A 22,312-nucleotide genomic window follows, 5' to 3' on the forward strand; every position below is an offset into this window, starting at 1 on the left:
CAAGATCAGCGTATTTTTACAAGCGCTAAGTAGCAGGTCAAGTGAATCGAGGAGGATGAAGCATGCTGGAAGTAATTGGTGTAGGAATCGTGGTTTATTATCTGGTGGGCTGGAAAAAGCAGAGAAGTCAAAACGCTTCTGATTCCAAGAGTGACTCCAAGCAGCCTTTTATGAGCTCGCTTAGCTGGTCGCTCTGCTTACTGGCCTGTATGGGGGTTATTTTTCATAAATTACCCCTCTACTTAGGTCTAGGTCTACTGCTCTTAGTTATTGATTATTTTGATAGGGCCTAGGCGTTCGGTAAAATACAGGGAGTAATATATAAGAAAACGGTATAGCCGGCTTATATAGCTAGCTATACCGTTATTTTTATTTTATGGCTTGGACAATGGATCGAGTAAAGTCACGGATTGGTTGTTCAGCTTGATCTTGATATTGGTCGATTAGTTTAATGATAGCAGACCCGATAATTACCCCATCAGAGAGGTCAGCCATTTCCTTAGCCTGGCTAGGATTTGACACCCCAAAACCGATGGCAGCTGGAATATCAGGGTTGGCTTGGCGAATAGCTTGGACCATGGCGTCGAGGTCCGTTTGAATGTTTTGTCTGGTCCCGGTCACTCCCAGTGAAGACACCACATAAAGAAAGCCTTCTGCTTCTTTGGCAATTTTATGGATGCGGTCATGGGAAGTGGGGGCGACCAGAGAAATCAAGGCGACATCATATTTTTGACTGTAGGGGAGGAGTTCGCCTTTTTCTTCGTAAGGTACATCAGGCAGGATTAAGCCTTGGATGCCCACCTCTTGGCAGCGGCGCATAAATTTCTCAGGGCCGTAACCAAAAACGATATTGGCGTAAGTCATAAAGACGAGGGGAATATCGATCTTCTCTTGGAGGCGTTCGACCATAGCGAAGACGTCATCGGTACGCAGGCCAGTCTTTAAGGCGGTTTCAATGGCGTGTTGGATGACAGGGCCTTCCGCGGTAGGATCGGAGAAGGGAATGCCGATCTCAATTAAACTGGCACCCTCCTCAGCCATGGCTTGGATATATCTTTCCGTGCTGGCTAGGTCAGGGTAGCCGGCGGTAATGTAAGGGATAAAGGCTTTTTTATTTTGGAAAACGGATTGAATACTAGTCATAAATTTCTTCCCCCCGGTAACGTGCAATGGCGGCACAATCCTTATCACCACGACCAGACAAGGTAATACAGATAATCTGGTCGGGGCGCATGGTTTTAGCTAATTTGATGGCATAGGCGACGGCGTGAGCGGATTCGATGGCGGGAATAATCCCTTCTACCCGGCTAAGGTATTCAAAAGCTTGGACCGCTTCTTCATCCGTGATGGGAACATATTGGGCCCGCTTTCTGGCAGCTAAATTGGCGTGTTCAGGGCCAATGCCTGGGTAGTCAAGACCAGCGGAGATGGAATAGACAGGGTTGACCTGGCCATCCGCATCTTGGGCGATGATGGTCTTCATGCCGTGGTAGACCCCTGGACGGCCCACTTGCATGGTGGCAGCGGTATCTGGACTATCAACCCCATGACCCGCGCCCTCGCAACCGAATAATTGCACTTCAGGGTCATCGATAAAGGCGGCAAAAGACCCAATCGCGTTGGACCCGCCTCCCACACAGGCGAGGACAGCATCCGGCAAGCGGCCTTCGCGTTGGAGAATTTCTTGGCGCATTTCTCTCGAAATGACACTTTGGAAGTCACGTACCATGGTTGGGAAGGGGTGAGGGCCCATGGCCGAACCAATGCAATAGTGGGTGTCTTCCATGCGCCGGCTCCATTCTTTCATGGTTTCATTGACGGCATCCTTTAAGGTCCCAGTCCCTGAATCAACGGCCACCACCTGGGCGCCGAGTAGCTTCATCCGGTAAACATTTAAGGCCTGGCGTTCGGTGTCGTGCTTACCCATATAAACCACACAGTCTAGGTTCAACAAAGCACAGGCTGTTGCAGTAGCAACACCGTGCTGGCCAGCCCCGGTTTCAGCAATGATCCGGGTTTTACCCATCTTTTTAGCTAGGAAAACTTGGCCGAGAACATTGTTAATCTTATGGGCCCCAGTGTGGTTGAGGTCTTCACGTTTGAGATAGATCTTTGGTCCCCCCAAGTCTTCCGTCATATTCTTGGCATAATAGAGTAGGCTAGGGCGGCCAGCGTAATTATTTAATAAATCGGTTAATTCGCTTTGGAATTCAGGATCATTCTTATATTTATTGTAGGCAGCTTCTAATTCAATGACAGAGGGCATCAGCGTTTCTGCTACGAATTGTCCACCGTATTCTCCAAATCTTCCTTTAGACATTTTTTACCATCCTTACTATTTCTTTGATTTTATCTGGGTCCTTGTCTCCTTGACTTTCTACTCCGGTCGAGAGGTCCAAGCCTGCGGGGTGGACTTGGTTCATAGCGGCTTTTATATTGGTGACATTGAGGCCTCCGGCGAGGATAAAGGGGCGGTCGAAATCCTCTAAGAGCTTCCAGTTAAAAGACTTGCCGCTGCCGGCTTCCTTATAGTCGAGAAGAATCTGGTCAGCGGGACTGGTTTTAGCCCTTGCTAAGTCGCTAGCCTCACTAATGGCAAAGGCCTTCCAAATGGACTTGTTAGTGAGATTTTGTAAATTGATAATATCAGCTGGGCTTTCTCGGCCATGCAGTTGGGCGATATCGATGACACCTTCATTTAATAAGTCAGCAATAATTTCTAATGGATAGTTGACGAAGACACCCACCTTTTGAATCTTGGGGTCGACGGCTTGACTCAAGTCTTTGAGGGTTGAGAGATTAACTGAGCGCTGACTTTTGGGATAATCGACAATGAAACCGACATAGTCAATGGGTAGGGGGTTACAGTAGCTGATATCGACTAGCCGCTTGAGGCCGCATATCTTAAGCTTGGGCATGGTGACTGACCTTTCGAAAGGCTTGGATAAGGGCGCTGGGGTCGTTTTGACGCATCAAAGCTTCGCCCACCAAGACGGCATCGGCGCCAATTTCATTCAGGGACTGAATATCTTCTGGACCTCGTACCCCGCTTTCTGCGACAAAGAGGACCGAATCAGGAACCCGACTCCTTAGCTCGGCTGCATGGTTGAAGTCGACTGAGAAGTCCTTTAAGTTACGGTTATTGATCCCGATAATCTTAGCGCCACAGGCTAAGGCCAGGTCGATTTCTTCCAGATTATGGGTTTCTACTAGGGCACTGAGGCCCAGGTCATCACAAATACTGAGATAGTTTGATAACTTCTTGGCGTCTTGGTCTAAAAGGGAGCAGATAATCAAGACCGCATTGGCGCCCATGATTTTAGCTTCATAGATCTGATAGGGGTCGACGGTAAAGTCTTTTCTAAGCATGGGCAGGGCAACGGATTGGCGGATTTCTTCAAAGATTTCCTTAGACCCCATAAACCATTTGGGTTCAGTCAATACCGAGATGGCGTCCACCTGATTGTCTTGGTAGTGCTTGGCAATGTTTAAGTAGGGAAAGTCTGGAGAAATCACTCCTTTAGAGGGGGAAGCCTTCTTGATTTCAGCAATCAGGCTCAGTCCGTCCTTGGCCAAGGCCTGTTCAAAGATAAATTCTCCCTTAGCAAGACTGAGTGCGCGCTCTTTAAGGGCTTCTAGGGGGAACTTGGCCTGACTGGCTTGGACCCGTTCCTTACTATGTAAGGCTAACTGCTTCAAGATCATGGGTGACTCCTTCCTGACTAGCGGAAATATAGTCCTGTAAAAGCTGGTAGGCAGCGCCAGAATCAATGATTTGGCGAGCCAGGTCAATTCCTGCTTCTAGGCTATCGACTTTTCTAGCGGCGTAGAGACCAGCTGCGGCATTGAGGAGGGTGATGTCCCGTTTGGCGCCGTGCTCTTTGCCGGTTAAGATGTCGATAGTAATTTGGGCGTTGTCTGCTGGCGTTCCGCCGACAATGTCAGCTTTTTGGTAGTTAGGGAAACCGTAGTCTTCCGGTTTGATGGTGAAGCTTTCTTCATAGTCACCATCGAAGAAGAGGGCGGAAGTCGGTGCGGAGATAGAGATTTCATCCATCCCGTCCTGGCCGTAAATTACTAGTCCGCGTTCAACCCCTAAGTTCTTAATGACCTTGGCCATGGGCTGAATTAAATCTTCCTGGTAGACCCCCAGCACTTGGTATTTGGGTTTGGCCGGGTTAGTGATGGGACCTAGGATATTGAAAATCGTCTTAATCCCCAAGTCTTGCCGGACTCCGCTAACATTTTTCATAGAGAGGTGGTAGTTTTGGGCAAAGAGGAAGCAGATCCCGACTTGGTCTAGTAATTGATTGGCTAGGTCAGGATCTTGGTAGAGGTTGATGCCTAGCGCTTCAATACAGTCCGCCGCACCTGATTTAGAAGAGGCTGATCGGTTACCGTGTTTAGTAACGGGAACGCCAGCTGCGGCAATAATTAGGGAAGCGGTCGTTGAAATGTTGAAGGAATAGGATTGGTCGCCACCGGTTCCGACAATTTCTAGAGTGTCTTTTTGCGTGTCGATACTTTTGGCTTGGTCACGCATAGCTGCTGCAGCTCCTGCAATTTCTTGGTCACTGGCGCCTTTAATGGCTAGGGCGGTTAGGTAGGCAGCCATTTGCGCTTGGCTGACTTGGCCAGACATCATGGCCTTAACCGCTTGGTAGGATTCTTGGTAAGATAAGTCTTGATGATTAATTAATTGTTCGATTGCTGCTTTCATTGGTGTTCTCTCCTTTTTAGCTCTTAATAGACAAAAAAACTTGCCCTTATAACTAACTTCATTGCTGATTAGTTATAAGGACAAGTTGTTTAACCTGCGGTACCACCTTGATTGGCATCCCTCGATGCCCACTTAGGAGCGGTCACTCTGACCACCCGGCTGCTGATAACGCCAGCCTTGCGTCTTGCTTCTGGCTTTAGTTAAAGCCCTTGGCAAGCCTTCCAAAGGTCCATCGCTAAGGCCAACTAAACGTCTCCCATCACCACGTTCTTGCTTTAAGTTAGCTACTTAGCTATTCCTTCGTCATAAGTTTGATTTGCAAATAAAAAAGCGTTTATCCATAAAACATTAAAAAGTTAATGTTCTAAGGACAAGCGCTTTTCAACCTGCGGTGCCACCTTAATTGATCGTTTGGACGATCCTCTCGAGATAAGCCAAGCAGCTTATCCCTCAACCCAGCTAACGGGGGTCAATCCGTTATGGCTACTCTCCAGTTCACCATACCCTCCAAGGCCCATCCATTAAACTAATCAGACGCTCTCACCCTTCGTCCTCGCTAATGATTAGTGGTTTAATGTTACTTCCTCTTTAACGGTTTCTCGATTTCATCCATCATAGCCAAGTCTATTGATAAAAGCAAGATAAATTTAATTTTTATGAATTTTGATTATATGATCTAAATTGATCGCTTGAATCGATCCAGGATAATTCATATGATCCTGACAATAATAGCTAAATAATAGCTAATGGCTTCTTGGACAAATTTTGTCGTACCTTCTCCTGCAAAGTTGTCGATGTTTTGGGGGAAGTTCTAAGAATAAGCTTTTGTGAGTTAATCAGACTTTTTATGATTAGGAAGAGAATGTTATACTTAATAAACCGAGATGTCAGGAAAGGAGCGGTAGAGATGGCTGAGAGAATATTTGTGGTTGAGGACGATCCGGTGATTGCGGCCGGATTGGAGCGGGAACTGACCAAGTGGCACTATCAGGTCAAAAGGGCAGAAAACTTTGAAGCTATTGATCAGGAATGTCGAAATTTTGACCCCCATTTAGTCCTCTTAGATTTGAACTTGCCGTCCTATGATGGTTATTACTGGTGTCAGATGATCCGTAAAGACAGTGCGGTTCCCATCCTTTTTCTATCGGCCCGCGATACCAGTATGGACCAGGTCATGGCCATGCAGGTAGGGGGCGACGACTATGTCACCAAACCCATCGACCTGCCCCTCTTGCTGGCCAAGGTCCAAGCCCTCTTACGCCGGGCCTATCGTTATAGTTCAGCCAGTGAGCTCTTGTCCTTTGCTGGGGTTCAACTGGATCCCACTAAGGCGAGGCTGCTTTACCAAGGTCAGGCTAGCGACTTAACTGCTACGGAATTGCTGATCCTCAAGCAACTCTTTCAAGCCCAAGGGGACTATGTCAGCCGGGAAAGCTTGATGGAGGAATGTTGGTTGGGGGAGAGTTATATTGATGACAATACCTTAGCGGTCAATATTTCCCGCTTGCGTAAGAAATTGGCCCAACTGGGGCTGGCAGACTTTATCAAGACCAAGAAGCGAGTAGGCTATGCCTTAAATGAGGAGGTTGCTAGTCAGTGAAAGACTTTTTGAAGCGTCAAGGCTTGACTCTTTTTACTATGACTTTTACCTTTCTGGTCTTAGTATTAGCGGTCCTACTCTTTGATTTAGATGCCCTGGTCGCCCGTTTTCTCTTGCTTTTCTTGGCTTTCTTTTATGGATTGACCTTGCTGTTGGCTTACTGGCTGACCGGGCGGCAGGTGGACTACCACCAGCTCTATCTGGATAGTCAGGCCAAGGCTGAAGCTGACCGGGTCCAAGCTGACCTAGTTAAGCAGGAGCAGCAGGGCTATTTTTTGACTTGGCTCCATCAGATTAAGACGCCAATCGCAGCCGCCAAGCTCCTTATCCAGGACTTGGAGCCGCAAAGAAAGGATGATTTGGAAGCCCAGCTATTGGCGATCGAAAATTATATCACCATGGTTCTCACCTATTTGAAGGTAAGTAATGAGCAGAAGAACCTGCAGATTAAGGCCGTCAGTCTGGATGCTCTCATTGCCCCCTTACTTAAAAAGTATCGGCGGATCTTTATTAATAGTCATACCCGTCTCCACTACCAAGCCATTCCTGATCAAGTGATGACTGATCCTACAGCTTCTGAAATCATGATTGAACAGGTACTCAATAATGCCCTGAAGTATGCTGCTGGGAGAGAGATTTGGATTACTTACCAAGCGGATCAGGCTTGCCTTACTATTAGGGACAATGGCCGGGGAATCAAGGCCAGTGACCTGCCCAAGGTCTTTGACCAAGGGTATTCGGCCTTCTTAGGCAAGTCTTTGCGACGGTCAACGGGTATTGGTCTCTTTCTAGTCAAGCAATTGGCTGACCGCTTGGATCAACCGGTAGAATTAGAATCTACTTGGGGTGAGGGGACCACAGTTAGGATTTACTTCCACCAAGATGCCTTCAGCGCGTCTTAGCTTACAATTTTGTAAGATTGGGCCCTGCTTTTGTTAGTTTAGATAAAAGCAGGGCGCTTTTTTTTTTTCTATAATAAAGGCAAAGAATGGAGGAGAGAAGAAATGCTATTAAACGTCATTCATTTAGAAAAAATATATGGCCAGGGCGGCAATGCCACGACGGCCTTACGGGACGTGACTTTTCAAGCAGAAGCTGGTGAGTTCGTGGCTATTATGGGAGAGTCCGGCTCCGGGAAGTCTACCCTGTTAAATATTATTGCCACCTTGGATAAGGCGACGGGTGGCCAAGTCTTCTTAAATGATCAATCCTTGGCTGCCTTAGGAGAAAGTGACCTCGCTGCCTTTCGCCGCCAGGAGTTGGGCTTTGTCTTCCAAGACTTCAATATGCTGGACACTTTCACCAACCGGGACAATATACTCCTGCCCCTGGTGCTTTCCAATATGGATTATCCGGAAATGGAGCGGCGCTTAGCTAAAATTGCTCCCTTACTCGGGATCGAAGACCTTTTGGACAAGTATCCCTATCAAATTTCTGGTGGGCAGCAGCAGCGGGTAGCCATTGGCCGGGCGATAATTACCCAACCTAGCCTGATTCTCGCTGATGAACCGACTGGGGCCTTGGATTCTAAGAACAGTGAAGCAATCATGAAGCTCTTTACCCAGTTAAACCAACAGGGTATGACCATCTTCATGGTAACCCATTCCTTACGTTGTGCGGCTTATGCTAAGCGCGTCCTCTTTATTAAGGACGGGGTGGTCTACCATGAAATTTACCGGGGTGAGGACTCTTTGGCTGACTTCCAGGAGAAAATCGCCAATAGCCTCTCCTTTTTAAACCGGGAGGAGGTCTAGTATGAGTCAACGTTTACTCTGGCAATTAGCCAAACGTAATTTAAAGGTCAGTAAGATGATTATCCTGCCTTTTCTCTTGGTGAATGCACTTTTGTTTGCCCTCCAGTATGTGATGATCTCTTTAATTGGTAACCAATTTGTCTTAGAGCGAAATCCTTATTTTCCCACTGTGATGGCCTTTGCCGCCGTCATTAGCTTCTTCTTAGCCCTAGCCTTTATCCTCTATGCCAATAACTTTATCCAGAAGCGGCGTAGCAAGGAGTTTGCCCTCTATAGTGTTTTGGGTATGGAGAAGCGGCATATCAAGTCCCTACTCGCTAGGGAGAGTCTCTTGCAACTGGGATTTATCCTCCCCTTATCCCTAATTGGAGGGCATCTGATTGGGACTTTTGCCTTTATGGCTGTCAACAAAGTCATGCGCCAATCCGGGATGACCTTAATGGACTATCCCTTGAAGTGGGAGGTCGCTTTGATCACCGTCCTGGAAATTATCTTGGTACACGCTTTAGTTTATCTTCTGAACCGGCACCGCATTCAGAAAAACAATCCCCTTGAACTCATGCAGAGCGGTCAGGCAGGTGAAAAAGTCCCTAAGGGGAATATTTTTGTCGCCTTAGTCGGTCTGGCCTTGGTGGGAACAGGCTATTACATTTCACTGACTACAACCAATATTATGCAGGTCATTTATCAATTGCTCCTAGCCATCGTCTTAGTGGTCTTGGGGACTTATTGCCTTTATAATTCTCTCTCGATCATGTTTTTAAACTGGCAGAAACAACGGAAGTCTTATTACTATCAACCCAAACATTTTCTAACGGTTTCTGGGATGCTTTATCGGATGAAGGCCAATGCCTGGAGTTTAGCTTCCATTGCCGTTCTTTCGACCGGGGTTATGCTGGTCCTTGGTTTAACCGTTTCAACTCAACGGGGCATTGAAAGTTTGATTGACCGTTATCAAGCCAGAGACTATAAAATTGAATTGCGGGGGCCAGTGGTTGAGGAATCCTTAGACCAGCAACTCGAGCGTTTAGAGACAGCAGTTGATGAGCTTAGTCAGTTCGCCCCTTTGGAAGAGGTTAACTACCAGTTGAGCTTTGGCCAGTTAGCTGTGAGTGAGGTGAAGGATAATAGCTTAGTCTTACAAGCCTTTACACCCAGGGACCAAGTCACCCAGGGGGTCGTTTTCTTTGGGGAAAGTTTGGAGGGATATAACCAAAACTATGCCAGTCAGGAAAGTTTGGCAGAAGACCAGGTCTTAATGGCCACTAGCCAGGACCAAATGGAAAAGGTAGACCAAGTTACAGTGGGGGATAAAACTTACCAAGTCAAGCACATGCCTAAGGACCGTCTGCCTGTGGTTGCAGGCCTGGATGCTTTGATGCTGGTGTTTCCTAGCCAAGAGGCCTTAACCCAAGCCTACCAAGCGGCCAATACTAGCCAAGATATTGGTTATCTCAAGAGTCCGCTAAGTTATAATGCGACTTTTGATGCTAGGGAAAATAAGGATGTGATTGACCAGCACCTGGATGATTATGAAGGAAAAGGGATTGAAATCTCTTCTAAAACAGTCTTTCGGGAATTATTCTATCAGCTCAATGGCGGTTTTATTAGTATCGGTGCCATTGTTTCCCTGGTTCTATTGATTGGTTGCTTCTTGATGCTTTACTACAAGCAGCTCTCTGAAGGGCAGGAAGATATGAAGAACTATCGGATTATGCGCCAAATTGGCCTACCCAAGTCGCTGATCAAGTCAACCATTCGCCAGCAGATTTTCTGGGTCTTTGTTTTACCACTCTTGACCGCGGTCATTCATATGGGCTTTGCCTATCCGATTCTGCGCCAGGGCTTAGGGCTGATCGCCATTAAGGACCGAATGCTTATTTTAAGCAGCTTCTTTGCGGTCATTGTCTGCTTTAGCCTGGTTTATTATCTCATGTACGTCTTGACTTCTAAGGCCTATTATCGCATGGTCACTGCTGATCAGTAATTGAGTTGGTCATTTTAGACTGTTAAAGTGATGCCAAAGGAGGTGACAGTTATGACTGAAGAATATCGAAAGGAAGAGAAGGGTTGGGGCCAGCGTTTCTTGAATATTTTGAAATGGTTGTTATTGATGGTTTGGGGAACCCTGCCTTTTGGATTAATGTTTGTGGTTAACAGCCGTTCCCACATGTTCTCCTGGCCCGTAGTGGCTGAGCTGACCCTAATAGTTCTGGTTTTTGCCTATCTGACCTATCGCTTTCTTTATAAGTTTTATTACAAGCGTGCCCAAGGCAAGGATAACTTTGATCGCTTGGGATGGAAAGATATTGGCATTAGCTTCCTCTATTATCTTGGTTTCCGAGTGGTGGCGGTGGGCTTGACCATGGCCAACCAAGCTCTCTACGGCAGTGAGCTATCGGCCAATGACCAGCTGCTATTCTCGGGGGACCCCAACCTGGTATCGCCGATATCCAATATTGCCTTTTTCCTAATGATGGGCTTTGTGGTGCCTTTCCTAGAAGAATTGGTCTTTCGCGGCATCTTTCAGAACCTTTTCTTCAAGGCCGAAAGTTTCTGGTGGCCGCTAGTCTTGAGTTCGCTAATTTTTGGCCTCAACCACATGTCTAATAACCCCGTTGAGGCGCTCATGTATATTCTCCTGGGTGCCACCCTCTATCTAGCCTACCGACGGCGCAGGAATATTAAGGACGCCATCCTACTCCATATGATGAACAATGGTGTCGCGGCGACTATGCTGTTAGGCTCCTATCTCTACCAAGTTTTCGGCTAAGTCACTACTCTCAGTCTCTTTGGGCTGGGAGTTTTTTACTGCATTCGGTTGACTAGCCTGTTAGAGGGTCTATCTTCAAATGATTGAAAAGACTGTCTTTTTACCATATAAAAATATTTGCGGGTAAGATTTTTCATCTAGCGGAATGGTTTTTACTTGAAAATGAAAGCGCTTTATATTAAATTATACAGGAAGGCTATTTTACTTATTCAAAAGGAGGAAAAATCATATGGCAGATTATGTTGCAGGTACTGAAGTTAAGGACTTAAAAATCGTTAACTTATATGATGTAGAAGATGAAGCTAGAGAAATTATCCCTGAAGCAGGATATGGTTACATTCGTTCTGGTGCAGGGGATGAATTCACTCTAAGAAGAAATATTACCTGTTTTAACAGCAAGGGGATCCTACCACGGGTGATTGGTGATGTTGAACATCCAGATACATCAACCACTTTCCTCGGAAAAGATTACTCAGCACATTCTTCTATGCACCAATTGCTGCTTTAGGTATTGCTCATGAAGAAAAAGAAATTGGTATGGCTAAAGCCTTTAACGAATTCGGCACCGCCTTTTCAATTTCCTCTTATGCAGGATCTAGCTGGGATGAAATGGCTCCTTCCTATGAAGGCTATGAAGACCGCCCACGTTACTTCCAATTATATATGAGTAAGAACCACGGCTTTAACGAAGCCATGTTAAATGAAGCCAAAGACTTTGGTTGCCAAGCGATTATTTTAACTGCGGACTCTACCGTTGAAGGGAACCGTGAATTAAATAAACGAAACCATTTTACTTATCCATTTGGTATGCCAATCGTTGAACGCTATTTAGCAGGTTCTGGCGAAGGGATGGCGCTAAAAGATGTCTATGCTTCCTCTAAACAAAAGATTTCACCAAAAGATATTGAATACATTAAATCCATTTGTGACCTACCAGTGATGCTCAAAGGGGTACAAACACCTGAAGACGCCTTGAAGGGTATTGGTGCTGGTGCGGATGTTATTTACGTGTCTAACCATGGGGGACGTCAATTAGACGGGGCTCCTGGATCCTTTGAAACCCTTGAAGCCATTGCTCAAGCCGTTCAAGGTGAAGTGCCAATTGTCTTTGACTCCGGTATCCGTCGTGGTGAGCATGTCTTTAAAGCCTTGGCAGCAGGTGCAGATGTCGTAGGTATTGGACGTCCAGCCCTATACGGCCTCGCTCTAGGTGGACATAAGGGTGTTCTTTCTGTATTGAACTACTTGAAAGACGACTTAACCCGGATTATGCAATTAACCGGTTGTCAAACCATTGAAGACATTAAGAATGCACGTCTAACCGACCTACCTGCATATAATGAAGCGGAATTAAGACACCACGGTTACTAAAATCAAATAAATAACTAAGAAGAGACGCTAACGGACTTCACCAAGCTGTTTTTACAGAGCTTTTGGGACCGTTAGGGTCTTTTTTGCTTTGAATTTATTTTCACAAACCTAGAAAACTTTGCTAGTGACGACAGCAAAGTCCGCTATAACAGCATGTGAAAGCCAATAAAAACTGGGATTTTTTTGTAATTATTTGTCATTTTAATTACCAATCTTTAGTTTAGTAAGGTATAATGGGGTTCGTACAAGTCGTTATAGATTTTAGGAGGTATATTTAATGGCTTTTTTAGTAAATGGTAATGAAATTTTGAAGGACGCACGTCGCAACCAATATGCGGTGGGAGCCTACAATACAAACAATCTCGAATGGACCCGTGCCTTAGTGAGCGGCGCTAAAGAAACCAGAACCCCATTATTGATTCAAGTATCTACTGGTGCTGCTAAATATATGGGTGGTTACAAATTAGTTCGTGACTTAGTGCTTAACGTGATGGATAGCATGGATGTTGATGTTCCAGTTATCTTGAACTTAGACCATGGTGATTTCGAATCAGCCAAAGAATGTATCGAGTTAGGTTATTCTTCTGTTATGTTCGATGGTCATAAATTACCAGTTGAAGAAAACCTTGCTAAAACTAAAGAAATCGTTCGTTTAGCTCATGAACGTGGTATCGCAGTTGAAGCTGAAATCGGTAAGATTGGTGAAAACCAAGGTGGCGGTGAATTAGCTTCTGTTGAAGATGCGATTCGTTTTGCTGAAGCTGGTGTTGACCGTCTTGCTTGTGGGATTGGTAATATCCACGGTGTTTACCCAGAAGGTTGGGAAGGCTTAAACTTCGACCGCTTGAAAGAAATTTCTGACGCTGTTGATGTTCCACTTGTATTACACGGCGGTTCTGGTATTCCTCAAGACCAAGTGAAGAAAGCTATTTCTTTAGGTATTGCTAAGATCAACATCAATACTGAATTCCAATTAGCCTTCCAAAAAGCTACCCGTGAATACATCGAAGCGGGTCATGACCAAGACCGTTCAAACAAAGGGTTCGACCCACGTAAATTGTTAAGACCTGGTACTGACGCAATTACTGAATCCATGAAAGAAATGATTTCTTGGATGGGTACTCGTCCAATTGACGACAGAGACTCTAAATTTGTCTTCGATGAAGCTTCCTTAAACGAAGAATAATCAAGTCTATATATATGAAAAGAAAGGATTGTGACTTAGTCGCAGTCCTTTTTCTATAAGCAAAATATTTTTAATTGGTCTGCTGGCTTGCTATACTCTGTTTATCGTTAATGTAAAAAGCCAAAAAATGGAGGATTTAATTTATGACACAATTTAAAGATCTTGCTGCTAAGCGTCGTTCGATTTACCATATTGGAAAGAATACCGACCACACTTCCCAAGAAATCGTTGACGCTTTAAAAGCAGCCTTAAAAGATGTGCCAACTGCCTTTAACAGCCAAACTTCACGCATTGTGATTGCCTTTGGTGACAAGCACCAAGCTTTATGGGATGAAATTTACCAAGTCCAAGAAGGTGTTTTAGAAGGCGACATGTGGGAACAAATGTCTGGCGTGATTCAAGGCGCTAAAGAAGGTTTAGGAACCATTCTTTTCTTTGAAGATCTAAATGAAGTTGAAAATATGCCGGCTAACCCCGAACGGTCAACTGCTTACAAGGAAAATAACAGTGCCAACCATCAATACGCTGCCTGGTTAACCTTGGCTGAATTAGGCTTAGGGGCCACCTTGCAACACTTTAATATTGGTTATGAACAAGGCTTCGATAAGTCTATCCGTCAAATGTTTGACTTGCCAGACTCATACGCCATGTTAGCGCAAATGCCATTTGGTTCGGTTGAAACTCCAGCAGGTGACAAAGACTATATCGACCAAGATGAAAAAGTGCGTGTTTACGAATAAATCGTGTTTAATGAATTAAAAGTGTAAAAACAACCGGGAGAGAGAAATTTCTGCCGGTTGTTTTTATTAGCCTTTACTTAATTCTTGGGCGGCGCTGATCCAATTTTTCCATTCTAAGGCCAGGTGGAGGCAGTGGTCTTTAACAATATAGCTGGGGCAAGCAGCGGGAAATTCGACCAGGGTTCTGGCTTCCATGCCGGTCTCGGTATTTCTAAATTGGTGACGGATGCCACCTACTTGGCTTCCCTTAGCCAAGTAAGCCAGTCCGACCATCTGTAAGGGATAAGCAGGATCCTCTTGACTGACCAGTCCCTGGTCACTTGAAAAATCAATCAAAAACTGGATAGGTAAGGGACTGGCCCCGGCGGTTTCAATTACCTCAAATAGCTGTCCTCTAGGTTCGAGGACATAGTGCTCGGGATTGGCTGCTAGGTTAATTTGACGAATACCAGGACTATCCTTAGTCACAAAATCTTTGACTAGGGGAGCGAATTCTTCGATAGTTAGCCCATCCACTTCAAGGGTACAAGTGGCATACTTTACCCGACCCAATGAAAGCCAAGCAATAGCTCGCATGAGGGTAGCCATAAGCTTTAACTTCCAGCCCAAATGGCGGAGAATTTCCTCATAGGTTAATGATTGCTTCAATTGATTGAGTGAATTTCTCAGTGTCACTAAATTGTCTGCAGGCTTAGGCCGCCTACCGAGATTTTTAAGGGCCTGTCGGCTGTGTCGGTATTCCCAGTTATCTAGTCTTTCCTGACTGACTACTTGGCCGGCTATGGTTATTTTCATGATATTTACCTCTAGTTGATTCTTAGTAATAATGAATTATGGCTTATTTTTGCCTTTAAGTCTACAATTTATTGACAAGGTATGCTATACTGATCGTATTGATCCATTTTGATCTCGGGATGTAGCACAGTTCGGTAGCGCACTAGCATGGGGTGCTAGGGGTCGCAGGTTCAAATCCTGTCATCCCGATTGTATATTTTTCTTTCTAAATGAAAGGAAAGTTAACGCATAAAATCGCTTGAGGAGACCATAGATGTCTGCTTAGGCGATTTTTTCATTTATGTGGTTAATTCTATGATCATTTTTAACGATCACAACTAATAGAATAAATATAGTTATATGGAGAAATCCTATCATATCAAGCTTTCCGTTGATAGGATAAGCAAAACAAGATGGTTTTAATAAAGAAGTCATGCTAGAATAGATTGAGTTTGATAGAGGGGGAGAATAACTATGACTAATAAAATTTTGACCACACATGTAGGTTCCTTACCACGGACAGAGGCCTTGTTGGAGGCTAATAAACGCCGTACTGCGGGCACGATTGCTGAAGACGAATTTAACCAAATTATTGCTGAGTCGGTTGACCAAGTTGTGAAAAAGCAAAAAGAAATTGGGATTGACCAAGTGAATGATGGGGAATACGGTCACGTGACTTCAGGTGCGGTTGACTATGGGGCCTGGTGGAACTATTCCTTCTACCGCTTAGGTGGACTAGAGATGACGGATGAAGACCGCTGGGCCAAGAGCGAAGCCATTCGTTCCACTCCTGGAAACATTAAATTGACCAACTTCCCTGACCGTCGTGACCGACAAAAATTTAGAGCAGCCTATGAAGATCCTGATTCTGGCGTATTAGGCAGACGTAATAAGGTGGCTAACCCAGTCTTTGCCGGCAAGGTGACCTATATCGGCCAAGACCAAGTCAACCGTGACGTCAAACTCTTGACTGAAGCCTTAGACAAATATGATATCAAGCAAGGTTTTATGGCGGCTATTTCTCCAGGGGCAGCAGCACGTTTGGAGGACCGTTATTATCACGATGAACAAGCGCTCTTAAATGATGTCGCTGATGCCTTACATGAAGAATACAAAGCCATCACGGATGCGGGCTTAATTGTCCAATTAGATGCTCCAGACCTAGCCGAAGCTTGGGACCAAATTAACCCGGAACCAAGTCTGAAGGACTTCCAAGCTTGGCTGCAAAAACGTGTCGATGCAGCTAACCGGGCCTTGGAAGGTATTGACCCTAGCTTGGTCCGCTTACATATCTGCTGGGGGTCTTGGCATGGTCCACATACCACCGATATTCCATTTGAAGATATCGTTGACCAATGCTTACAAATCAAGGCGGGCTCCTTCTCCTTTGAGGCCTCAAGTCCCCGTCATGGTCATGAATGGCGCGTCTGGGAAAAAACAGACCGCTTGAAAGCCGGGCAAAAGATTGTCCCAGGCTTTGTTTCCCACTCCACCAATGCGGTTGAACACCCACAATTAATTGCAGACCGGATTGAACTTTTTGCCAAATTAGTGGGGCCAGAAAATGTCATTGCCTCAACTGACTGTGGTTTGGGTGGTCGCTTACATGAGCAAATTGCCTGGGCTAAACTGGAATCCTTAGTTGAAGGGGCGGCCATTGCTTCTAAGCGTCTCTTTGGCTAAGCAAAGAGCTTTAATTAGGAATAAGACTTTTCCAAAAGCTGTGACTTTGTTCGCAGCTTTTTTGTTTACCAATCTTTTCAGTGATAGTCTTTTAAATTGTTTTTATGGATAGATAAAATTATGAGAAGCAATTTTTTAATGATAAAATAAGCGTAAAGAGTGAGGAAAGTGTTTTTGGGATCAGGCTAGTCTCGGGTCGTTTGTGTGCTCTTGAAGCATTGAAAGGATGGTTAACCATGCGGATAGGCAAGGTCTTAAAGCGAATTGACCGTGATGAACGCTATGTGGTGGAGAAAGATAGCGGTTTAGTTCACGGCAAGGTCAATGGTTATACTTTATTAGTCGATATGATGCATTTAGGTCAAGAATACGATATCGTTTTTCATCTAAGCAAGGAGGGCCAGGTGCCTGACCGGCAAGAACTTCTCTCCAATATGCCTAAGCATAAAAATTTAAAAAATGTCCAGGTTGAAGGCAATAAGGTTACCTATAAGGCGCGAACGGCTTTTTTAGTCCAGTCCACTGTAGATAGCTTATTTGAAATGGTGGATTTACTTACTCAAGCCCTTAAAGACTTATCCTACCAAGACGCCTCCTAGCTTAGTCGAATGACATGATTAAGCGAAGTAAAAAGCCATGTTGGATTTTTCAACATGGCTTTTATTGATTTCCTTGCTTGTAAAGATGCTAATTTTGCTTGGCGTAGAGGGATTCGCCGATGGCATTGAGCCGGTCTTCCCATTCCGCTTCACTTAATTCGTGCTCTTTGACGTAGAGATTACGTGGGTGGCGGCGGCATTCTGCAGAACAGCCCCGTAAGTATTTATCTTCATTTTCCTTTGAAGAGAAGAACTGCTTATTGCATTCGGGGTTAGCACAGTTAACATAGCGGTCACAGGGTTGACCGTCATAGTGGTCGTTGGAGATGATGGTTGGGTCGACATGGTTAATCGGAACTGAGATCCGTTCGTCGAAGACATACATCTTGCCTTCCCACAAGTCGCCTTGGACGTTAGGGTCTTTGCCATAGGTATCGATACCACCTTCGAGTTGGCCGACCTTATCGCCGATACCTTCTCGTAGCATCCAGCCGGAGAATTTTTCGCAGCGAACGCCACCGGTACAGTAGACGGCGACTTTTTTATCCATAAATTTTTCCTTGTTATCTCTGACCCACTGGGGGAGTTCACGGAAACTACGGATATCAGGGCGGATGGCACCTTTGAAGTGGCCCAGGTCATATTCGTAATCGTTCCGGGTATCTAAGACCACCGTATCCTCATCTAAGAGGGCTTCGTGAAATTCTTCTGGTTTCAAATAGTCACCAGTGATATCCAGTGGACTCAAATCGTCATCCAAACTCAAAGACACGATTTCGTTACGAGACCGTACAAACATCTTCTTATGGGCGTAGTCATCGGTTTCATCAATCTTGAACCAAACATCTTCAAAACCGGGAAGGGAGTGTAGGTGGTCCATATATTGGTCAGTTTGTTCTACTGTTCCTGATACCGTCCCATTGATGCCTTCTTCACTGACCAGAATGCGGCCCCTTAAGCCAATCCGTTTACAGAAGACCAGGTGTTTCTTGGCGAATTGGTCGGGATCCTCAATATTTTGATACTTGTAATATAGTAATACGCGATAGTCTTTACTCACGTAAAATCTCCTCCTTTGTAGTTGCAGGCTACAAATCTCTCTTATATTCACTATACTACCCAGGAGCGGGAATTACCAATTTGCTGGCTGAGTTGGCTACTATGGATAGAGTCAGGCATCGTTTGGAGAACGAACTCAAAAAAGGCTGCGACACTTGTCACAGCCTGATTTTTTGTTTAATTAATAAACGTTATTAAAGTAAGCATCGATGGCATTAGCGGTTGCTTGGACTAATTTGTCTTGGTAATTAGCGTTTCTCAAACGACTTAATTCTTGGGAGTTGTCACCAAAACCATATTCAATCAATACTGCAGGAATATCGGTTTCACGTAAGACTGCAAAGGTATTGGATTGAACACCACGGTTTACAGCGCCGGTAGAGCCAATCAATTGATTTTGAATTTGTTTAGCTAAGTAGGCACTATTGGTCAGTCGTTGGGCATTGTTGTGGTAAGGGTTAATTTGAGATGGATAATTGGTAAAGTATTGGTAGTAGTAAGTTTCAATCCCTTGGGCTGTGCCGCGGTTAGCTGCTCCCATGGAGTTATGGTGCATGGAAACAAAGATATCGGCATTGGATCCGTTAGCGATTCGACTCCGTTGGGTTAAATCAGTATCGCTGGTGCCAGGACGGGTAGTGATCACTTGGTAGCCCCGATTTTGTAGGACTCGGGTTAATTTATCAGCTAGGTTCTTATTCAAGGTTCCTTCGTTGACGCCGGCGTATGCAGCACCTGACCAATTACCATGGCCTGGGTCTAATAAGACTGTCCGCACCCCATCATAAGTTTGACTGATGTTCATCGGTTTGACCGGTGCGTTTGGAATTTGTAAGACTTGACCATGAGCTAGATAGTTACCGCTGAGGCCATTCGCACTCCGGAGGGATTGAGGGCTGATACCAAAGGCGTTAGCAATACTATCGACACTTTCATTAGGCCCCACTGTGTAAACTAAACTGGTGGTAACAGTGCTTACTTGGTCCTTAGGAATGGTTAGGACTTGGTTGGTGTAGAGCACATTACTACTTAAACCACTGGCTTGGCGGATGCCTTCGACCGTTACGCCGTATCTTTGGGCGATGGACCAGAGTGACTCGCCGTGGCTAACCACGTGTTGGTTAGGGCCAGGCGTCTTGGTGCCGCGTTGGACGATTTGGTCGACGGGTTGCTTAGTCACTTTTTCATCAATTTGTTGACGGCTGACTTCCTTACCGTCTTGGTAAGTGACTTCATAAGTGACAGTCTTTTCGCCGTTTTCACCTTTTTGTAAGACTTTTTGGCTACCAGCCTTGTAGTCATTATTGTCGGTATACTTGGTTTGGAAAGGAATGCTTACTTTTTGGGTAAGGATTTTTTTCGTGGATAATGCCTTAGTGCCCACATGGACCACTTTATCTTCAGCCGGAACATATTCAATCGCCTTTTCAGAACGGTTAATTTCTTTACCTGCTTGGCTTTGGACGGTGATTTCGACCACGCGTTTGCCGGCCTTACCTTCTTGAACAACCTTTTCTTGGCCTAGGTCTAATTGGTCATCGGCAACGTATCTCACGCCCGGTTGGATAACAAAGGTCTTTTGGACGCTTACTGAAGCGATTTCTTCAGCGGGCTTTTCTTGATCCTTATTGGTCTTATCTTCTGGTGCCTTTTCTGGAGCGGGTTGACTAGTTTCGGACTTGTCCTTAGCTGTTTCTTCTGGAGCCGGTTGACTGCTTTCAGATTTGTCCTTTTCCTTATTGTCGGCTTTGGGTTTGGCCTCTGCTTGAACTTCTTTTTCCTTCACTAACTTTTCAGTTGGTGCTTGGTCTTTGTTCTTAGTTTCCTGAGCCTCTGAATCCTTATTTGTATCGACGTCTTCTAATTTTTCATCAATAACAGTTGGATTTTCTTCACTTTCTGCCTTGTTTTGTTCTGGTTCAGCCTTGGCTTCAGTAGCCTCTTGATTTTCCTTACCAGCCTTTTCTTCTGGCAGGGCAGTGTCAACGGATGCAGGATTTTCTACGATGTGTCCGCTAAGACCGCTTTCAGGGCTTTCCGTTTGCGGAAGGCTCTGTGCGTTGTTTACGCCTGCTTGTGCTTGGCTTTGAGGGGTTAGGACTGTAATCTTCACATTTTCAGCTAGGTCTTTTTCAATAGCTGCCTCAGTTTCTGCTGGGCTTAAGTCAGCACTGGCTTGGTCTTGACCTTGACCGCTGGCTGGGGCCTTTGGTGCGTTAGTTTCACTGGTGGTTGCTGGGCTAACTGTTTTAGCTGATTGAGTCCCACCATTATTTTGGCTAAGTGGAGAGAGAACCCCAGTTAATAAGTCACCAGTAAAGATTAGGTGGATATTGCCTAAATGGTTAGCTTGAGCCAAGCTGTTGAGATCTTGACCAGTCGCTTCAGCGAGTACACTGAGAGTATCTCCCCATTGAACAACGTAAGCTTGGTAGCCGGCTGCTTGTTGGCGGGCGATCTCCGCTTTGACTTGGTCGACACTATTCTTGGTCCAAGTTCCTTTAATACGTTTGAGCGCATCCTGACTAGCTTGTTTGATTTGTCCATTTTCGCTCAGTTGGTCTTTACCCGCAAAGTCAGAACTGGAGAAATTTTTAATTCCTTGACTGGCCAGGGTGTTGACATTGGCTCTAACTTCTTCATTACCTAATGAAATGGCACCTAGTGAGCCGGCTAGGAGTAAACTAGCGACCACCCATTTACCTTTTGATTTGTGCATTGTTTTTTTAGATTTTTTCTCTTGGAAAAAATTGTCTTTCATGCTGATACTCCTTTTATGAATTGTTTATTATCTTGTTTTTTAAAGTTTAAATCTTTTTAAAATTGGTTAGACAAATAATATTGTAACAGGAATTTTAAAAATGTTCATTAAAATACGAAGAAATTCACTGATTTCGTTTTTTTATCACCTAATAAAATCGCTTAGCTTTTATAAAAAGACCTGCTTGATGAAGGAGTATCTGCCAGGGGTTTATTTCGCGTGATTATGGGGAAATATGCTATCATAACCTTGATTGTATTAGTTAAAAAGAAAAGAGGTATTTATGTTAAAACGAATTGCGAAAATTCCAGCGGGGACTTTCTTAGTACCAATGATTATTTCCATGTTATTGATTTCTTTCTTCCCCGGAATGTACGATGTTTTTGGTGGAACGACGCAGGCGGCTTTCCAGAATGGAACCAGTGTGGTGATTGGCTTCCTGGTTTTTGCAGCAGGAACGACCTTAGACTTTAAGAAAATTGGCCCCCTGCTTAAGCGCCACTTGCCTATGGTTATTTTCAAATTGATTTTATCGACCCTGTATATTTTGGCTTTCTACTGGTTCTTTGGTCTTGAAGGGATTTGGAGGATTAACCTCTTAACTTTTGCCTGTGTGATCTATTCTTTAAATCCAGCTGTGGCTTTAGCTATCCATAGTGAATACGGTGACCAGCAATTTGGTGCTGTTTATGGCATTTATGGGATCTTGGGAATGTCTTTTACCCCATTAATCTTACTCAGTGTCCTTACCGCGAGTGGGGGAGGCAGCGCCGGTATTGACTGGAACCCAATTATATCGATCTTTATCCCGCTGATTATTGGAGCCCTACTGGGGAATATTGATCCCGATTTTGCGGATTTCTTCTCGCCCCTAATTGCTAAGTTGCTCCCCTTCTTAGGTTGGAATTTAGGGGTGGGGATGAACTTGATGGATGCTGTTTCTTCTGGATTGTCTGGTTTAGTAATGGCAGGGCTCTTTATGGTCTTGATGTTGCCTTTAATTCTATTTGATAAGTATGTGACTAAGGTCAATGATGGCGTAGATGGTGTGGCTATTTGGAATGTAGCAGGGATGTCAGTGGCTAACCCGGCCATTATTGGAGCCGCCTTACCTGCTGCTTTTGCCAATCAAGTGACCTCGGCGACCGCTATCGTGATGATGGTATGTATTATTACTTCTCTTGCTTCACCAGCCTTGGCTCAAAAGATGTCCAAGGAAAGCGAAGCCGAACGCTTAGAGAGGGAACTGTCTTAAAAATTATTGGAATAATAAGTAAAAAGCACTTAAACCG

At 44.9% G+C, this 22,312-nt stretch carries 21 protein-coding genes, 1 tRNA gene and 1 other annotated feature; of the genes, 14 read left to right on the forward strand and 8 right to left on the reverse strand.

Features of this window, described 5'->3' with window-relative positions:
- Positions 1-62: 62 nt before the first annotated feature.
- Positions 63-293 carry a hypothetical protein gene (locus tag DBT49_RS00835; protein ID WP_070559610.1) on the forward strand — a complete coding sequence of 77 codons (231 nt, stop codon included), beginning with the start codon at positions 63-65 and terminating at the stop codon, positions 291-293.
- A 76-nt stretch (positions 294-369) separates the two neighbouring features.
- Here DBT49_RS00835 and trpA read toward each other — a convergent pair whose 3' ends face one another.
- From trpA to trpD, 5 genes are read right to left on the reverse strand one after another with little or no spacing between them, the layout of a single operon-like run.
- Complete coding sequence (gene trpA, locus DBT49_RS00840; RefSeq protein WP_070559609.1) at positions 370-1,143, reverse strand: tryptophan synthase subunit alpha; 774 nt, start codon at positions 1,141-1,143, stop codon at positions 370-372.
- Positions 1,136-2,320, reverse strand: a complete 1,185-nt coding sequence (gene trpB, locus DBT49_RS00845; RefSeq protein WP_101560490.1) for a tryptophan synthase subunit beta — start codon at positions 2,318-2,320, stop codon at positions 1,136-1,138. The genes trpA and trpB overlap by 8 nt, the downstream gene beginning before the upstream one ends.
- The gene (locus DBT49_RS00850; RefSeq protein WP_101560489.1) at positions 2,313-2,918 is read right to left on the reverse strand and encodes a phosphoribosylanthranilate isomerase; all 606 of its coding nucleotides are present in this window, start codon (positions 2,916-2,918) and stop codon (positions 2,313-2,315) included. The genes trpB and DBT49_RS00850 overlap by 8 nt, the downstream gene beginning before the upstream one ends.
- Positions 2,905-3,705, reverse strand: a complete 801-nt coding sequence (gene trpC, locus DBT49_RS00855) for an indole-3-glycerol phosphate synthase TrpC (RefSeq protein ID WP_070559606.1) — start codon at positions 3,703-3,705, stop codon at positions 2,905-2,907. The genes DBT49_RS00850 and trpC overlap by 14 nt, the downstream gene beginning before the upstream one ends.
- Positions 3,677-4,720 (reverse strand): anthranilate phosphoribosyltransferase, encoded by a 1,044-nt coding sequence (trpD, locus tag DBT49_RS00860; RefSeq protein WP_070559605.1) that lies wholly within the window; start codon positions 4,718-4,720, stop codon positions 3,677-3,679. The genes trpC and trpD overlap by 29 nt, the downstream gene beginning before the upstream one ends.
- A 363-nt stretch (positions 4,721-5,083) precedes the next feature.
- Positions 5,084-5,321 (reverse strand) — a binding site (T-box leader).
- A gap of 306 nt (positions 5,322-5,627) precedes the next feature.
- Here trpD and DBT49_RS00865 point away from each other — a divergent pair.
- The 9 genes from DBT49_RS00865 (at position 5,628) to DBT49_RS00905 (ending at position 14,144) form a co-directional block, all read left to right on the forward strand.
- Complete coding sequence (locus DBT49_RS00865) at positions 5,628-6,320, forward strand: response regulator transcription factor (RefSeq protein WP_070559604.1); 693 nt, start codon at positions 5,628-5,630, stop codon at positions 6,318-6,320.
- Positions 6,317-7,222 carry a sensor histidine kinase gene (locus tag DBT49_RS00870; RefSeq protein WP_083300484.1) on the forward strand — a complete coding sequence of 302 codons (906 nt, stop codon included), beginning with the start codon at positions 6,317-6,319 and terminating at the stop codon, positions 7,220-7,222. The genes DBT49_RS00865 and DBT49_RS00870 overlap by 4 nt, the downstream gene beginning before the upstream one ends.
- Positions 7,223-7,324: 102 nt before the next feature.
- Complete coding sequence (locus DBT49_RS00875) at positions 7,325-8,074, forward strand: ABC transporter ATP-binding protein (protein ID WP_070559603.1); 750 nt, start codon at positions 7,325-7,327, stop codon at positions 8,072-8,074.
- A gap of 1 nt (position 8,075) precedes the next feature.
- The gene (locus DBT49_RS00880) at positions 8,076-10,061 is read left to right on the forward strand and encodes an ABC transporter permease (RefSeq protein ID WP_070559602.1); all 1,986 of its coding nucleotides are present in this window, start codon (positions 8,076-8,078) and stop codon (positions 10,059-10,061) included.
- Between the two features lie 51 nt (positions 10,062-10,112).
- On the forward strand, positions 10,113-10,847 hold the full coding sequence (locus tag DBT49_RS00885; RefSeq protein ID WP_070559601.1) for a CPBP family intramembrane glutamic endopeptidase: 735 nt from the start codon (positions 10,113-10,115) through the stop codon (positions 10,845-10,847).
- A 229-nt stretch (positions 10,848-11,076) separates the two neighbouring features.
- Entirely contained in the window at positions 11,077-11,355 is a 279-nt protein-coding gene (locus DBT49_RS00890) for an alpha-hydroxy-acid oxidizing protein (RefSeq protein WP_308805483.1), read from the forward strand.
- A 29-nt stretch (positions 11,356-11,384) separates the two neighbouring features.
- Entirely contained in the window at positions 11,385-12,218 is an 834-nt protein-coding gene (locus DBT49_RS00895; RefSeq protein ID WP_308805484.1) for an alpha-hydroxy-acid oxidizing protein, read from the forward strand.
- A gap of 277 nt (positions 12,219-12,495) precedes the next feature.
- A complete protein-coding gene (locus DBT49_RS00900; RefSeq protein WP_070559599.1) occupies positions 12,496-13,404 on the forward strand; it encodes a class II fructose-bisphosphate aldolase in 909 nt (302 codons plus the stop codon).
- Positions 13,405-13,547: 143 nt separating this feature from the next.
- Positions 13,548-14,144 carry a nitroreductase family protein gene (locus DBT49_RS00905; protein ID WP_070559598.1) on the forward strand — a complete coding sequence of 199 codons (597 nt, stop codon included), beginning with the start codon at positions 13,548-13,550 and terminating at the stop codon, positions 14,142-14,144.
- Between the two features lie 66 nt (positions 14,145-14,210).
- Here DBT49_RS00905 and DBT49_RS00910 read toward each other — a convergent pair whose 3' ends face one another.
- A complete protein-coding gene (locus tag DBT49_RS00910) occupies positions 14,211-14,939 on the reverse strand; it encodes a hypothetical protein (protein WP_070559597.1) in 729 nt (242 codons plus the stop codon).
- A gap of 115 nt (positions 14,940-15,054) precedes the next feature.
- Here DBT49_RS00910 and DBT49_RS00915 point away from each other — a divergent pair.
- The 3 genes from DBT49_RS00915 to DBT49_RS00925 all read left to right on the forward strand — a co-directional run bounded on the left by DBT49_RS00915 (position 15,055) and on the right by DBT49_RS00925 (position 17,200).
- Positions 15,055-15,128 (forward strand) — tRNA-Pro (locus DBT49_RS00915).
- A 264-nt stretch (positions 15,129-15,392) separates the two neighbouring features.
- Entirely contained in the window at positions 15,393-16,601 is a 1,209-nt protein-coding gene (locus DBT49_RS00920; RefSeq protein WP_070559596.1) for a cobalamin-independent methionine synthase II family protein, read from the forward strand.
- A 236-nt stretch (positions 16,602-16,837) separates the two neighbouring features.
- The gene (locus DBT49_RS00925) at positions 16,838-17,200 is read left to right on the forward strand and encodes a hypothetical protein (protein ID WP_070559595.1); all 363 of its coding nucleotides are present in this window, start codon (positions 16,838-16,840) and stop codon (positions 17,198-17,200) included.
- Positions 17,201-17,288: 88 nt separating this feature from the next.
- On the opposite strand, the gene trhO is transcribed toward DBT49_RS00925, so the two are convergent.
- Positions 17,289-18,260, reverse strand: a complete 972-nt coding sequence (gene trhO / locus DBT49_RS00930) for an oxygen-dependent tRNA uridine(34) hydroxylase TrhO (RefSeq protein ID WP_070559594.1) — start codon at positions 18,258-18,260, stop codon at positions 17,289-17,291.
- Between the two features lie 180 nt (positions 18,261-18,440).
- On the reverse strand, positions 18,441-21,020 hold the full coding sequence (locus DBT49_RS00935) for an N-acetylmuramoyl-L-alanine amidase (protein WP_070559593.1): 2,580 nt from the start codon (positions 21,018-21,020) through the stop codon (positions 18,441-18,443).
- A gap of 283 nt (positions 21,021-21,303) precedes the next feature.
- Here DBT49_RS00935 and DBT49_RS00940 point away from each other — a divergent pair, with 283 nt between their 5' ends.
- Positions 21,304-22,275, forward strand: coding sequence for a 2-keto-3-deoxygluconate permease (locus tag DBT49_RS00940; RefSeq protein WP_070559592.1), 972 nt, complete (start codon positions 21,304-21,306; stop codon positions 22,273-22,275).
- The last annotated feature ends 37 nt before the right edge of the window (positions 22,276-22,312 follow it).

Source organism: Aerococcus mictus, assembly GCF_003286595.3.
Classification (GTDB): Bacteria; Bacillota; Bacilli; order Lactobacillales; family Aerococcaceae; genus Aerococcus; species Aerococcus mictus.